Below are 14699 nucleotides of genomic sequence, written 5' to 3'. Positions count from 1 at the left end.
CCCCGCCTACGATGGCCGCATGAGCGAGAGCACCGGCACCGACGCCCGCAGCACCGCCCCGGCCGGCTCCCCGCCCGCCGGGCAGCCCCACGACGAGCACCTGTGGCTCGAGGAGATCGACGGGCCCGCCCCGCTGGCGTGGGTGGCCCGGCAGAACGCCCGGACCCTGTCCCTGCTCGAGGGCCCGGCCCTGGAGCGGCTCGAGGCGGACGTGCTGGCGGTGATGGACTCGGCCGACCGGATCCCCATGGTCGCCAAGCACGGGGAGCACTACTACAACTTCTGGCGCGACGCCGAGCACCCGCGCGGCCTGTTCCGCCGCACCGGGTGGGAGTCGTGGACCGGCGAGGACCCGCAGTGGGAGGTGCTGCTGGACGTCGACGCCCTCGCCGCGGCCGAGGGCGTGGACTGGGTGTGGGGCGGGGCGCGCCTGCTGCGCCCGCAGTACACCGGCGGGGTGCACCGGCGGGCGCTCGTGAGCCTGTCCCCCGACGGCGGGGACGCGAAGCGGGTGCGGGAGTTCGACCTCGAGCGCCGCGAGTTCGTGCCCGGCGGCTTCGACGTCCCCACCGCCAAGTCCTCGGTGACCTGGGTGGACGCGGACACCGTGCACGTGGGCACCGACTTCGGCCCGGGGAGCCTGACCACCTCCTCCTACCCCCGCACGGTGCGCGTGCTGCGCCGCGGCCAGGACCTCGCCGAGGCCCGGCAGGTCTTCGAGGTGCCCGAGGACCACGTGCAGGCGGTGCTCGTGCGCGACCACACCCCCGGCTTCGTGCGCGACGTCGCCGTGGACGTCGTCGACTTCTTCTCCTCCCGCACCCATCTGGTGCGCGACGGCGGCCTCGTGCACGTGGACGTGCCCGAGACCGTCACCGTGGACCTGCACCGGCAGTGGCTGCTGCTGCGCCCGCAGGAGGACTTCGAGCTGGGCGGGACGCGCCACCTGGCGGGGTCGCTGCTGGCCGCGGACCTCGAGGCGTTCCTGGCCGGGGACCGCACCGTGGTGCCCGTCTTCGTCCCGGACGCGCACACGTCCCTGCAGTCGTGGTCCTGGACGGCCGACCGGCTGCTGCTCGAGCTGCTGCGCGACGTCTCCTCCGTGGTGCTCGTGGCCGAGCCCGGGACGTGGACCACCGCGGAGCTGCCCGGGGCGCCCGCGCTGCACAGCGTCGACGCCTGGGCGGTCGACGACGAGGACCCCGAGGCCGGCAACGACCACTGGCTCGTGGCCACGGGCTTCCTCACGCCCACGACCGTCGCGCGCGGGACGCTGGCCACCGGCACGGACCCCGGCACCGCGCCGCGGGTCGTCAAGCGCGCCCCGTCCTTCTTCGATGCCTCCGGGCTGGTCGTCGAGCAGCACTTCGCCGTCTCGGCCGACGGCACCCGCGTGCCCTACTTCCAGGTGGGCCCGGCCGGGCTGGTCGCCGACGGGCGCAACCCCACGCTGCTCTCGGGCTACGGCGGCTTCGAGGTCTCCCGCACCCCCTCCTACTCGGGCTCCCTCGGGCGCTCCTGGCTGGCCCGCACCGACGACGAGGGTCGCTCGGGGGTCTACGTGCTCGCCAACATCCGCGGCGGCGGGGAGTACGGCCCCTCCTGGCACCGGGCGGCGCTGCGGGAGCGGCGCCACCGTGCCTACGAGGACTTCGCCGCCGTGGCCGCCGACCTCCAGGCCCGCGGGGTCTGCTCCCGGGAGCGGCTGGCCTGCTCGGGCGGCTCCAACGGCGGGCTGCTCGTGGGCAACATGCTCACCCGCTGGCCCCACCTGTTCGGGGCCGTCTCCTGCGGGGTGCCCCTGCTGGACATGCGCCGCTACACGCAGCTGTCCGCCGGTGCCTCCTGGATCGCCGAGTACGGCGACCCCGAGGACCCGGCGCAGTGGGAGTTCCTGCGCACCTTCTCCCCGTACCACCTGATGCGCGCCGGGGAGGACTACCCGCCCGTGCTGTTCTGGACGGCCACGAGCGACGACCGGGTCGGTCCCGTCCAGGCGCGCAAGGCCGCCGCCCGCCTGCAGGGGCTCGGCCACGAGGACGTGTGGTTCTACGAGGCCACCAACGGCGGGCACGCCGGCGCCGGGGACAACAAGCAGGCCGCGCGGCTGCACGCGCTCTCCCACGAGTTCCTGTGGCGGATGCTGCACCGGGACTGACCCGCCCGGGGGGGGGTCAGCGGGTTCGCGCCCGCCGCTCGGGCACGGCCCAGCCGAGCAGCAGCGAGACCACCCCGACGATCAGCGTGGCCAGCACCGCCGTCCAGAAGAACTCGTCGATGCCCAGCCGCAGCGGGGTGAACGAGCTCAGCCAGGCGGTCAGCCACAGCATCAGGGCGTTGACGACGATCGCGAACAGCCCGAGCGTCAGGCACGTGATCGGCAGGGACAGCAGCTGCAGCACGGGCCGCACGACCGCGTTGACCACTCCGAAGACGAGGCCCAGGAACAGGTGGGCGAGCACCGCGGCCGTGGTGGGGCTGCCCACGGCCGCGACCACGGAGGGGTCGGCCTCGATCGTCATGCCGGGCAGCAGCCACGCGGCCGCCCACAGGGCGGCCGCGTTGACCAGCACCCGCACCAGGAACGGCACCGCCGCGCCCCTCAGCGGCGCCGGCCGAGCACGGCCAGCCCGACCGCGGCGGCGGTCGCGAAGAACGCCAGGACCGAGGTCAGCGCGATCCGCTCGGCGTCGACGGCCGGCTGCCAGCTCACCCGGTCGCCGGTGACCACGAAGGCACCGGCCGGCTCGGCGCGGACCCCGTAGCCGAGGCCCTGCCCGCCGCCGGAGCCGTGCTCCTCCTGCCCGTAGCCGCCACCGCCGCCGCCCGCGCCGCGCACACGGGCCACCGGGATCACCGTGGCGGCGCCCAGCTCGTAGGCCTCGCCGAAGACCCGGCGCACCGTCAGCGCGTCGACGGAGCGCTCCAGCACGGTGCGGTCGGGGATCCCCGAGGGACCCGCGCCCGGGGGTCCGGCGCGGCCGGGCGCGGGGGCCGGCGGGACCGTCTGCGCCGGGCCCGGTCCCGGGGCGGCGGTCGGCGGGGCGGCGGGACGGGCGTCGTCGTCGGTCATGGGGTCCCCCTCGGCGCGGTCGGCTGCGGTGCCGCCAGTCTAGGGAGACCGGCGGGCCCGGTCACGGGGTGCGGCCAGGATGACGGGACCCCATCGGTTCCTGGACCGCACCGTCCCCGCGCGGGCTGGGGAGGAGCTCAGGGCCTGATAGACCACGACCCATCCGCTTCGACCTCGATGACGGCAGGACCGGGGTAGGCCACACGTCCGGAGTAGGTGCCGATGTCGTTGACGAGAAGGTCTGCGTACCCATTGTTCGGATAGGACCAGACGATGAAGTTGCTGTTGCCGGTGTGGTTGATCTGGCGGGTCGTGGAGCGACCCGAGTAGCGGAACACCGAGCTGCCGCGCCCCGAGACGGTGCGGTCGGCACCGTAGGAGGGCAGGGAGTTCACCGACCGGACTGAGATGGTCCAGGCGCCGTCCGCGGTGATCCGAAGTCGCACCGTGGGCGCCCCCCAGTCGTCCTCGTCCAGCAGCATGCTGCCCGAGTACGTGCCGATGTCGTTGACCAGCAGATCGGTGTCCGCGTAGCCGGCGTCCTGGCCCCAGACGATGAAGTTGCTGCTTCCGTCGTGCGTCGCCTCCACCACGGCCATGCTTCCCGGGCCGTCCGGCTTCGTGATGCTGATGACGTCGTCGCCGTATCCGCTGTGCACCCGCTTGGCCGGGTCGGTCCACGTGATGGTGCCGCCCTCGAAACGCTGGGCCGCACCCGTCGGGGTCCGGTACTCGTCTCCGACCGGGTATCCGTAGCGGCCGTCCTGCCAGCCCGAGGCCGCCCAGGTCCGCTGGATCGCACCCCTGGTGATGTGGGCACCATTGCCCGGGGACCAGTGGATCTGCCCGCCCTGGAAGGACTGCGACGCCCCACCGTCACGCAGTCGACGCTCATGGCTGGTGGGATACCGTAGGCTTCCGTTCTCCCACCCCGCCGAGGCCCACTTGCGCTGGATCGCCCCGCGGGTGGCGTGAGCGCCCGAGGCCGCGGACCAGTGGATCTGTCCGCCCTGGAAGGACTGCGACGCCCCACCGCTGCGCAGCCGGCGCTCATCGCTCGTGGGATAGCCGAGGAACCCGTTCTCCCACCCGAGTACCGCCCATGTCTTCCGGATTCCGCCCTTGGTGACATGCGCGCCGTTGCCCGGGGACCAGTGGATCTGTCCGCCCTGGAAGGACTGCGACGCCCCGCCGTCCCGCAGTCGCCGCTCATGGCTCGTGGGATGACCGAGGAACCCGCCGCTGCCGCCCAGGCTGAGCCACTTCGCCCGGATGGCCCCGCCGACGGCCGGAGCGGACGGCACCATGACGACAGCCCGCTCCGGCGCTGAGACCGGCGACACTGCATGCGCCGGACCGGCCAGGACCCCGGCTCCGATGGCCGTCAGAAGTGCCGCAGTGAGAAGAGATCCGAGGCGGACGGCTGTGGTGCGGGGCATGGAGGCCTCCGGGGCGTCGACGGGACGTGTGCGGAGCTGACGGTAGTGCGTCGCCGTGCGCACGACGTGCCGCCGGCACCGACGTCCGCGTGTCGTGTTCCGCCGACCTGTCGACTTGCCAGCGGAGCGGCCTTTTCCGGCCCGTCCCGCCCGGACCGGACGCTCAGGCGGGCAGCCGCCAGAGCTCGCCGAGCTGCCGGTCGAACTCCGGCGGGTCGTAGGGCGCCAGCCCTCCGGTGGGGGCGGGGGTGAGCTCCCCGAACCAGATCGTGCCGTCGGCGTCGTAGAGGTCCACGCGCACGAAGTCCCACTCGGCGCCGATGCGCTCGGCGAGCTCGACCATCCGCCCCAGGGTCGCGGGCGGGTCCACCGGGTCGGCGAGGTCGGCACCGGCCTGGCGGACGTCCAGGGGCGTCCAGTCCCGGTCGTAGAACCGGCGCTGGACCTTCGCCACCCGCGGGGTGTCGATCTGGACGACGTGGACGCGGCCGTCGAAGACGAAGAACCGGTAGTCGTTCGGGGAGGCACCGTCCCGGGTCGGGATCCTCTCCTCGAGCAGGTAGCCCGGCCGGGAGCGGCTGTAGTGCCACTCGCCGTAGATGCGGTGGGCGTCGTCGGCGCGCCAGTGCTCGACCGCGTCGAGGTCGAGGCCGCTGCCGCGCAGGCTGCCGGAGCCGAAGGCCGAGTAGCCCGAGCCGGTGACGGGCTTGAGCACCCAGTCGCAGCCCCAGTCGTGGTCGGCGACCGCGCGCAGGTCCTCCCCGTGCCACAGGGTGCGGGGCACCTCCAGGTCGAGGCCCATGGCCGCGACGTGGTCCTTCATGGCGATCTTGTCCCCGCCCACGGCGAAGAGCTCGCGGCGGTCGTGGAGGAGCCGCCACTGGATCTTCTCGGTGAAGGTCCGGGGCCGCCACCGGAAGAAGCGGTGGTGGCGGTAGAGGTAGAAGGCCTGGCGGCGCAGCGCCAGGGGGATGAGGCTCACGGCGCGGCGTGCCAGCGCCGGCCCCCGCCCGTCCCGGGTGATCCACGGGTTCTTGGTGAATTCCGGTGCTCTCTTGGCGGCCACGTCGTCCGTACCTGCTTCCTGGGTGGGGTGCTCTCCGGGTCCAGGCTACTGAAGTCCCGCCCGGTTCCCGCGCCGTCCCCGCGGGCACGGCCCCGGGACCCGGACACGGAGAAGCACCCCGGACCGCAGGTCCGGGGTGCTTCCGATGTCCTGGGACATCACGACCGCGGAGACGGGGGGATTTGAACCCCCGGTCCGGTTTAACCCGGACCCTTCATTAGCAGTGAAGTCCATTCGGCCGCTCTGGCACGTCTCCTGGGTGGCGCCCGGTGCGCAGGCATCCGGACAACACCGGCCAGCTTAATGGCTGGACGGTCCGCGGGTCAAAGAGCGCTGTGCGGCCACGAGGTCGCGGTAGAGCCGGTCGACCTCCGCGGCCACCGCCTCGGCCCCGTAGCGGCCGCGGATCCCGGCGGCCAGCTCCTCCGGGGCGGCGGTGCCGCCGGGCTCCAGGCACGCGAGCACCGCCCGGCCGAAGGCCTCGCCGGTGCGCTCGCCGACGAGTCGGCCGCTGCGCTCGTCGATGAACTCGGTCTGCCCGCCGCGGTCGCCCATGACGGCCGGCCGGCCGGCGGCCAGGGCCTCGGCGGCGGCCACGCAGAAGGTCTCGATGCGGCTGGGCAGCAGGAAGACGTCCGCCGCGGCGAGGCGGCGCCGCACCTCGGCGGGCGGGACGTCGCCGGTCAGCTCGACCGCGTCCCCGAGGCCGAGCTCGGCGGCCCTCCGCTCGACCTCCAGGGCCAGCGGCCCGCCCCCGCACCACACGAGGTGCACGTCCCGGCCCCGGCGCCGGATCCAGTCCACGGCCTCGAGGGCCAGCAGCGGGTCCTTGGTGGCCGTCAGCCGGCCCACGGCGACCAGCTCGAGGACCGGCCCGCGCGGCGGGGGCACCACCTCGGGGTCGTGGTCGACGACGTTGCCCCACAGCACCACCCGCTCCGGGCGCGTGAACCGGCGCAGGCTCGCGCACATGGTCTCGCTGACCCCGGTCAGCAGGTCGGGCAGCCGCAGCACGTGGCGCAGCGCGGCCAGGCGCACCCACAGGCCGTTGATCCGCTCGGGGGCGGTGACCCCCGCCCAGTGCTCGGTGTGCACCCAGGGGCGCCGGCCGGTGAACGGGGCGAGGACCAGGGCGGTGGAGAACGCCATGGAGTGCAGCACGTCCGCCCCGCGCAGCGCCCGCCACAGCTCGCGGTAGGCGCGCAGGAGCGTGGCCGGGCGGGACGGTGCGAACGGCAGGCGCACCACGGGCAGCCCCTCCCACTGCTCGCGGACCACCGGTCCCGGGCGCAGCAGCCGCAGGTGCACCACCCGCACGTCGTGGTCGCGGGCGATCGCGCGCACGTGGCGCACCACGAACGGGGTCTCCCCCGGCGCCTCCGCCGAGGGGAACCAGGTGCTGACGACGAGGACGCGCACGGGCCTCAGCCCCGGTCCGCGCCGCGGGGGCGGGCGGGGGCTGCGACGGGCAGGGGCGGCGGTGCGGCGGTCATGGGCCCAGCCTAGCGGCGGCCGGCTCCCCTGCCGGGCGCGGGTGCGGTGCACCGGGCGGGCACGGACCCGCGAGTAGACTCGGGCGACGATGACGACTCCGGATCCCGTCCCGGCGGGGATGCTCTCGCGCCTGCGGGCGGCCCTCTTCCCTGCCCCCAACCACGAGAACACCGACAACCCGCTCGGCTCGGCCTTCGCCCTGACCGTGCTGGGGGTCTTCGTCCAGGGCCTGTCCCGGTTCGGCTACAGCGTCCTCGTGGGGCGGCTGATGGGCCAGGAGGCCCTCGGCGAGGTCAACGTGGTGATCTCCCTGGCGATGTTCCTCATCCTGCTGTGGCCCCAGGCCACCGGCTCCGCGGCCTCGAAGTTCGTCGCGATGGCCCGCGGCCGCCAGGACCGGGACGGGCAGGCGGCGGTGGCCGCGTTCACGGCCCGCAGCGCCGCCGCCGGGGCGGGAGCGCTCGGCGCCTCCGCCGTGCTGCTGGGCGCGTTCCTGCTCGGCCTCTCGTGGGCCCACGCCCTCTCGGCGGGGCTGCTCGTGCTGGCGATGTCCGGCTACTACTTCGCCCGCGGGGTGCGCACCGGCAACAACCAGTTCGTGACCTCCACGCTGTGGGACGCGCTGAGCTCCTTCGTCACGCTGACCCTGCTGGTGCTCGTGCTCCTGGGCGGCTGGCACTGGGCGCTGCTGCTGCCCCTGGCCACCGGCTACCTCTGCTTCGCGCTGCCGTCGTGGCCCCGCGGCCCGGCGGGCCGGCCCGACCCGGCCCTGCGCCGGGAGATCCTGGTCTTCACCGGCTGGGGCTCGGCGCACCTGGTGGCCGCGAGCGGGCTGATGCAGCTGTCCGTGATCATCGGCAAGACCGTGGACACGGACGCGGCCCTGGGCCTGTACTCGGCGGCCGTCTCCCTGGCGACCCCGGCGAGCATGCTCTCCTCGGCGATGCTCATCGCGCTGTCCCCCAGCGTGGCGCGGATGTTCGCCGCCGGGGACACCGCAGGCCTGACCCGGCAGGTGGACACCATCCTCCGCACGATGGTCACGGTGTTCCTGCCGGTCTTCGGCGTGGGCATCCTCTGGGCGGAGCCGGTGCTGCTCGTGGTCTTCGGCCGGGAGTTCGTCGGGGCCGAGCACCTGCTCGTGATCCTGTTCTTCGCCGTCTCGGCCACGAGCTTCAACGCGGCCAACTCCCGGCTCAACGGCACGGAGTCCTGGGGCATCAAGGTGCTCGCCGCCGCCAACGGCACAGGCCTGGTGCTGGGCCTGGCCACGATGCTCGTGCTCGGTCCGCGGCTGGGGATCACCGCCGCCGCGCTGGGCTACCTCGTGGGCTCGGTGTGCAGCGCGGCCCTGCCGCTGCTGGTGGTCTGGCGCCTGGACCGGATGCCGTGGGGAGGGGTCGTGCTGCGGATCGTGCTGGGCTACGCGATGGTGCTCGGCGGGCTCGAGGTGCTGGGCGAGCAGTTCCGCCTCCTGCCCACGGCCGGGGTCACGCTGGCGTTCCTCGCCGCGTGGGGGCTGCTCAACGCACGGGACCTGCGTCCGGTGCTGCGCACCGCCGCCGGGCGCCTGCCCGGACGCCGGTCCTGACCACCCGCTCCCGGAGCGACCCGCCGGTCCGGTCCGGTCCGGCCCCGGCGGGCGCGGCCTCAGCCCATGAGCGCGGCGGCCGCCATGAACCGCAGCGACCCGTCCCGGTGCAGCACCCGGGAGAGCTCCCGCGGCACGAGCGTCGCCGGGGTCCCGAAGCGGCGGCGGGCCTCGGCGGCGCGGGTCACCGCGGCCCGGTCGGTCTCGCCGCGCGCCAGCAGGTCCACGAGGTCCCGATCGGCCCGGCACAGGGCCCGCTCGGCGCCGGGGGCCTCGGCGAGCAGGATCCGCACCGCGTCACGGGCCGCGGCGGCGTCCTCGGCGCCCCAGGAGCCGCGGCGGGTGCGGGCGGTGACCTCGTCGAAGACGTGCAGGCGCAGCACCTTGACGGCGTAGCCGCGCCGCAGGGCCAGGGGCCGGGAGCGCAGCCACGGCGAGGCGGCGAGGTCCGTGAAGGCCTGCAGGACCTCGGCCAGCGGGGACGCGGCGTCGGTGATCCGGTCGGTCGCGTCGTCGCGCAGGTGGTAGCCCGGCCGGCCCCGGGCGTAGTCGATCCGCCCCGCCTCGGCGTGCAGCCGCAGGGAGAAGGACTGGTCCTCGCCGGTGGCGTACGCCACGGGGAAGCGCAGCCCGAGCCGGCGGATCGCCTCGGTGCGGAACAGCCCCGAGACGCGGGTGCGGTAGGCCAGCCGGTCGGCGACCGCGTCGAGGTCGCGGGTGCGCCAGGGGCGGGTGACCGGCGTGCGCACGACCGCCCCGCCCTCCCGGGAGACCCGGGCCAGCACGGCCGCCGAGCCGCGCCGCCGGCCGATCTCCAGCCAGCGGGCGAGGGCGCCCGGGTCCAGGGTGTCGTCGCTGTCGAGGAAGGACAGCCACGGGGCGCGGGTGCGCTCGATCCCGAGGTTGCGGGCGCCGGCCGGGTTGCGGGTGTCGTCGCGGAAGGCGACCAGCTCCACGCGGTCGCGGTCGGCGGGGTCGAGGCGCTCGCGGATCAGCGCGGGGTCGACGTTGTGGCACACCACCGTGACCTGCACCCCGCCCGGACCGGCCGGCAGGCCGCCGGCGAGCGCGGACGCGACCGCGCGGTCCACGGGCCGGGCGGGGGTGTGGACGGGGATGATGACGTCGACGAGCGGCGCGGCGGGGTTCGGCACGCTGGACAGCGTACAAGACGGCGCCGGGGCGCCCGCCGGGGCTCAGCCCTGGGCGGCGAGCACGAAGGGCAGCACCGGCCCGGCCCCGGCCCGGCGCAGCTCCCGGGCGGCGACGGCCAGGGTCCAGCGGCTGTCGACGAGGTCGTCGACGAGCAGCACGGGTGCACCCCGCAGCTCCTCGAGGGCGGCGGCCAGCTCCGGGGGCACCCGGAACTTCTCCCACACGGCCGCGAGCCGGTAGGCGCTGTTGCCGCCGTGCCCGCCCGAGGGGTGGCCCTCCGGGACCTCGAGCGCACCGAGGTAGGGCAGGTGCCCGACGGCGGCCATGCCCTCGGCGAGGGAGCGCACCAGCTGCGGCCGCGACCGGGACGGGACGGAGACGACGGCGGCGGGCCGGGCCGGCCACTGCCACTCGGCGAGCACCTGCACGCAGGCGCGGCCCAGGGCCTGGTCCACGGGGCCGTCGGCGACCGCGCCCTCTCCCCCGGGGCGGAAGAGCTCCCGCAGCCGGTTGCCCCACCCGAGGTCGGTCAGGCGGGCGAGGGCCCGGCCCTCCTCGGCGCGCTCGCCCTCGGGGATCCGGCCCTTGACCTCGACCCCGAGCCGGGGCATCCCGGTCGGCCACTGGGCGCGGGGCTCCACGACCGTGCCCACGCGGGTGAGGGCGGCCCCGGCCGAGCGGGTCGCGGTCTCGTCCACGGCGGTGGGGTACCAGGCGCCGGCGCAGGTGTCGCAGCGCCCGCAGGGCTCGGCGGTGGTGTCGTCGAGCTGGCGGGCGAGGAACTGCATGCGGCACCGGTCGGTGGTCTCGTACTCGAGCATCGCGTCCTGCTCGGCGGTGCGGGCGGCGCCGATCCGCCCGTAGCGCTCGGCGTCGTAGCGCCAGGGCGCGCCGGTGGCCTGCCACCCGCCCTGGACCCGCTCCACGGCGCCCTCCACGGCGAGGACCTTCAGCAGCAGCTCGAGGGGGCTGCGGCGCAGGTCGACCCGCGACTCGAGCACGGCCACGGACAGCGGCCCGCCGGCGGCGCCCAGCTCGGCCAGCACGGCCTCGGCCTTGTGCTCGGTGGGCATGGACGCGGTCGCGAAGTACTCCCAGATCTGGCGGTCCTCGGCCCCGGGCAGGAGCAGGACGTCGGCGCTGTCGGTGGCGCGCCCGGCGCGGCCCACCTGCTGGTAGTAGGCCACGGGCGAGGAGGGCGCCCCCAGGTGCACCACGAAGCCGAGGTCGGGCTTGTCGAAGCCCATGCCCAGCGCGGAGGTCGCGACCAGGGCCTTGACCTCGTTGTTCTTCAGGGCCGCCTCGAGCTCCTCGCGCTCGGCCTGGTCGGTGCGCCCGGTGTAGGCCCGCACGGGGATCCCGGCCGCGGCCAGCGCCTGGGCGGTGTCCTCGGCGGCGCTGATGGTCAGGGTGTAGACGATCCCGCTGCCGGGCAGGGACCCGAGGTGCTCGAGCAGCCAGCCGAGCCGGGCGGTGGCGGTCGGCAGGCGCAGCACCCCCAGGCGCAGGGAGGCGCGCGAGAGCGGGCCGCGCAGGGTGAAGACCTCGCCCGTGCCGCTGCCGTCCAGGCGCACCCCCAGCTGCTCCTCGACGTCGGCCACGACGCGCTCGTTGGCGGTGGCCGTGGTGGCCAGCACGGGCACCCGGGCGGGCAGGCGGGCGATGAGGTCGCGGATGCGGCGGTAGTCGGGACGGAAGTCGTGGCCCCAGTCGGAGATGCAGTGGGCCTCGTCGACCACGAGCAGCCCGAGGCGGGCGACGAGCCGCGGCAGCTGCTGCTCGCGGAAGACCGGGTTGTTGAGCCGTTCCGGGGAGACGAGCAGGACGTCGAGCTCGTCGGCCTCCAGCCGTGCGGCGATCTCGCCCCACTCGGTGGCGTTGGCGGAGTTGATGGCGGCCGCCCGCACGCCCGCGCGCTCGGCCGCGGCGACCTGGTCGCGCATCAGCGCCAGCAGCGGGGAGACGATGAGCGTCGGCCCGCGGCCCCGGGCGCGCAGCAGCAGCGCGGAGAGGAAGTAGACGGCGGACTTGCCCCACCCGGTGCGCTGGACCACCAGGGCGCGGCGCCCGTGGCCGACCAGGGCCTCGACGGCCTCGAACTGGCCGGGGTGGAACGCGGCGTCGTCCCGGCCGGTGAGGGCGCGCAGCAGCTCCAGCGCGTCCTCGTGCAGGCGCGGGTCCGGGGTCGCGGGGACGGCCGGGAGCGTGGTCGGGGAGGAGGAGCTCGTCATGGGTCCAGTCTCGCAGAGCCCCCCGACGTCGTCGGCGGTCCTCTGCCGCCCGGTGCCGGGCGGACCGCCCGCGGGACGGGCCGGGCGGCAGGTGGAGCGGGGAGCCCGGACAGAGCGGTGCGCCCGCTGCCCGTCCTCCTCGGACGGCCCCCGCAGCGGGCGCACCGGCCGGCCTTGCGGCCGGTGGCGAGCAGAGACTCGCCTGTGCGGGAACCACCGCTCCCCAGCGGCGCTCCCGGTGGTCCGCCTCCCGGCGGACCGGTCCGCACCGGCACCCCCCGATGCCTCGTGCGGGCGGTCCGTCCCCCGACGGACCGCGGTCCGGCCCGCCCCCCGGCGGGCCGTTCGGTCCTCCCCGTGGGGCGGCCGATCACGATCATCGTGGCAGGGTTCCCCGGTCCTGTCACGGTCCCCGGTGCGGCCCGCCGAACGGCCGACAAAGACCCGGAATCATGGGTTTGCACTGGTCAATGACGGGTTTGCCAAGGCACCCGGCTTACCGCCGGGTAATGTCCGGCCGCTCCTGTCGCAGGAAGTGGGGACGAGCCCCGCGCCACCCCGTCCCCCGAACGGCCCACACCCGGGAAGCGGTGCTCGCGTGGGTTACGTCACATTGCAGGCGCCGGGACCCGCGGTCACGGGTCCCGGCGCGGCACTCGTCCCGCGGCTCAGCCGCGCAGGCCGGGGAAGTCCGCCTCGGTCCACTCCACGCCGAGCCCCGCGTCCGGGCGGCCGGGCGCGGGGGCGTCCCGCCCGGCGGCCTCCTCCCGCTCGCGCAGCACGACGCGCCGGATCTTCCCGGAGATCGTCTTGGGCAGGTCCGTGAACTCGACCCTGCGCACGCGCTTGTAGGGGGCCAGGTGCTCCCGGGCGAAGCGCAGGATCTCGCCCGCGAGCTCCCGGGTGGGCTCGGCCCCGCCGGCGAGCACGAGGTAGGCCTTCGGCACGGCGTGGCGCACCGGGTCCGGGGCGGGGACCACCGCGGCCTCGGCCACGGCCGGGTGCTCGATGAGCACGGACTCCAGCTCGAACGGCGAGATCCGGTAGTCGGAGGCCTTGAAGACGTCGTCGGTGCGCCCCACGTAGGTGTAGACGCCCTGCTCGTCCCGGCGGGCGATGTCCCGGGTGTGGTACCAGCCGTCCTTGACGACCTCCGCGGTGCGCTCCGGCTCGTCGATGTAGCCGGCCATGATCCCCGGCGGGTCGTCGTCGACCCGCAGGCAGATCTCCCCCTCGTCGGCCCGCCGCCCGGTCTGCGGGTCGAAGAGCTCGACGACGAAGCCCGGCAGCGGCCGGCCCATCGCCCCCGGGACGACCGGCTGACCGGGGGTGTTGGCGATCTGCAGCGTGGTCTCCGTCTGGCCGTAGCCGTCGCGGATCGTCACCCCCCACGCCTCCTGCACCCGCCGGATGACCTCCGGGTTCAGGGGCTCGCCCGCCGAGACGGCGGAGGACGGCGGGCGGCGCACCTGCCCGAGGTCGGCCTGGATGAGCATCCGCCACACGGTGGGCGGGGCGCAGAAGCTGGTGACCCCGGCCCGGTCCATCTGCGCCATCAGCCCGGCGGCGTCGAAGCGCTCCTGGTTGTGCACGAAGACGGTGGCCTCGGCGATCCACGGGGCGAAGAAGTTCGACCACGAGTGCTTGCCCCAGCCCGGGGAGGCGATGTTCAGGTGCACGTCCCCGGGGCGCAGGCCCATCCAGTACACCGTGGACAGGTGCCCGTAGGAGTAGGAGTAGTGGGTGTGCTCCACGAGCTTGGCCTGGGAGGTCGTGCCCGAGGTGAAGTACAGCAGCAGCGGGTCGTGCGCGCTCGTGGGCCCGTCGGGGACGAACTCCCCGGGGGCCTGCGCCGCCTCGGCGTAGGCGTGCACGGGCCGGCCCAGCCCCCCGGGCACGGCCGCGAGCTCCGCCTCGTCCCCGACGACGACGAGCCCGTAGTCCCCCGGCACGGAGGCGAACTTCCCGGCGTTGGCGGCGTCGGTGACGACCCACGAGACCCGGCCGCGCCGCACGCGGTCCTCGAGGTCCGCCGGGGGCATCATCACCGCGGTGGGGATCACCGGGGCGCCCAGCTTCATCCCCGCCAGCTGCGTCTCCCACAGCTCCAGCCGGTTGCCGAGCATCAGCAGGATCCGGTCCCCGCGTCCCACGCCGAGCCCGCGCAGCCACGAGGCCGTGCGGTCGGAGGCCGCCGAGAGCTCGCGGAACGTGCGGCGGGTCTCCGTGCCGTCCTGGTCGACGATCCACAGGGCGTCGCGGGCCCCGCGCCGCGGGTCCGCCGCCACGTGGTCGAACCAGTCCAGGGCGAAGTTGAACCGCTCCATCCGGGGCCAGCGGAACTCCTCGCAGGCCCGCTCGTAGTCCTCCCGCAGCTCGACGAGGCGGTCGCGGACCGCCTCGTACTGCCGGGAGACGTCCTGCTCCGCGCCGGACGCCGTGCTCGTGGGGTGCGCCTCCACCATGGGGACCTCTTCCTCGCTCCCGCCGGGCCCGGCCGGCCCGGCCTTCCGGTGCAGTCTAGTGCGCGGCCCCCGCCGGACCCGGCGACCCGGTGCGGCCCGGTGCGGGGTCCTGTCCCGCCCCGGCGGCCCGGTGCGCGGTGCCGACCGGCACCGCCGGACGGCTCTGGGAGGATGGGAGCCCGCAC

The 14699-nt window shown here is 75.3% G+C and carries 10 protein-coding genes and 1 tRNA gene; 2 read left to right on the top strand and 9 right to left on the bottom strand.

The features are described 5' to 3' along the window. Positions 1 to 19: 19 nt before the first annotated feature. Positions 20 to 2158 carry a prolyl oligopeptidase family serine peptidase gene (locus AS188_RS06240; RefSeq protein ID WP_058858126.1) on the top strand — a complete coding sequence of 713 codons (2139 nt, stop codon included), beginning with the start codon at positions 20 to 22 and terminating at the stop codon, positions 2156 to 2158. Positions 2159 to 2174: 16 nt separating this feature from the next. Here AS188_RS06240 and AS188_RS06235 read toward each other — a convergent pair whose 3' ends face one another. The 6 genes from AS188_RS06235 to AS188_RS06210 all read right to left on the bottom strand — a co-directional run bounded on the left by AS188_RS06235 (position 2175) and on the right by AS188_RS06210 (position 6997). After that, a complete protein-coding gene (locus AS188_RS06235; RefSeq protein ID WP_058858125.1) occupies positions 2175 to 2591 on the bottom strand; it encodes a phage holin family protein in 417 nt (138 codons plus the stop codon). An 11-nt stretch (positions 2592 to 2602) separates the two neighbouring features. Beyond that, complete coding sequence (locus AS188_RS06230) at positions 2603 to 3073, bottom strand: spore germination protein GerW family protein (RefSeq protein WP_143709834.1); 471 nt, start codon at positions 3071 to 3073, stop codon at positions 2603 to 2605. Between the two features lie 137 nt (positions 3074 to 3210). Beyond that, positions 3211 to 4512 carry an LGFP repeat-containing protein gene (locus tag AS188_RS06225; protein WP_147050527.1) on the bottom strand — a complete coding sequence of 434 codons (1302 nt, stop codon included), beginning with the start codon at positions 4510 to 4512 and terminating at the stop codon, positions 3211 to 3213. A 163-nt stretch (positions 4513 to 4675) separates the two neighbouring features. After that, positions 4676 to 5578 (bottom strand): ATP-grasp fold amidoligase family protein, encoded by a 903-nt coding sequence (locus tag AS188_RS06220; RefSeq protein ID WP_058858123.1) that lies wholly within the window; start codon positions 5576 to 5578, stop codon positions 4676 to 4678. A 167-nt stretch (positions 5579 to 5745) separates the two neighbouring features. After that, a tRNA-Ser gene (locus AS188_RS06215) sits at positions 5746 to 5834 on the bottom strand. Positions 5835 to 5878: 44 nt separating this feature from the next. Next, positions 5879 to 6997, bottom strand: coding sequence for a glycosyltransferase (locus tag AS188_RS06210; protein ID WP_058858122.1), 1119 nt, complete (start codon positions 6995 to 6997; stop codon positions 5879 to 5881). 163 nt (positions 6998 to 7160) lie between these two features. On the opposite strand from AS188_RS06210, the gene AS188_RS06205 reads away from it, so the two are divergent. Beyond that, on the top strand, positions 7161 to 8663 hold the full coding sequence (locus AS188_RS06205) for a lipopolysaccharide biosynthesis protein (protein WP_058858121.1): 1503 nt from the start codon (positions 7161 to 7163) through the stop codon (positions 8661 to 8663). Between the two features lie 59 nt (positions 8664 to 8722). Here the strand turns inward: AS188_RS06205 and AS188_RS06200 are convergent, their stop codons facing one another. The 3 genes from AS188_RS06200 to AS188_RS06190 all read right to left on the bottom strand — a co-directional run bounded on the left by AS188_RS06200 (position 8723) and on the right by AS188_RS06190 (position 14514). Continuing rightward, the gene (locus AS188_RS06200; RefSeq protein ID WP_058858120.1) at positions 8723 to 9817 is read right to left on the bottom strand and encodes a glycosyltransferase family 2 protein; all 1095 of its coding nucleotides are present in this window, start codon (positions 9815 to 9817) and stop codon (positions 8723 to 8725) included. A 42-nt stretch (positions 9818 to 9859) separates the two neighbouring features. Beyond that, entirely contained in the window at positions 9860 to 12049 is a 2190-nt protein-coding gene (locus AS188_RS06195) for a RecQ family ATP-dependent DNA helicase (protein ID WP_058858119.1), read from the bottom strand. Positions 12050 to 12717: 668 nt separating this feature from the next. After that, complete coding sequence (locus AS188_RS06190) at positions 12718 to 14514, bottom strand: AMP-binding protein (protein WP_058858118.1); 1797 nt, start codon at positions 14512 to 14514, stop codon at positions 12718 to 12720. Between the last annotated feature and the right edge of the window lie 185 nt (positions 14515 to 14699).

The organism is Kocuria flava, from assembly GCF_001482365.1.
In the GTDB taxonomy this organism is placed as follows: Bacteria; Actinomycetota; Actinomycetes; order Actinomycetales; family Micrococcaceae; genus Kocuria; species Kocuria flava.
Note: the sequence above shows the minus strand (reverse complement) of the source record. Positions and strands in the feature narration are given on the sequence as shown.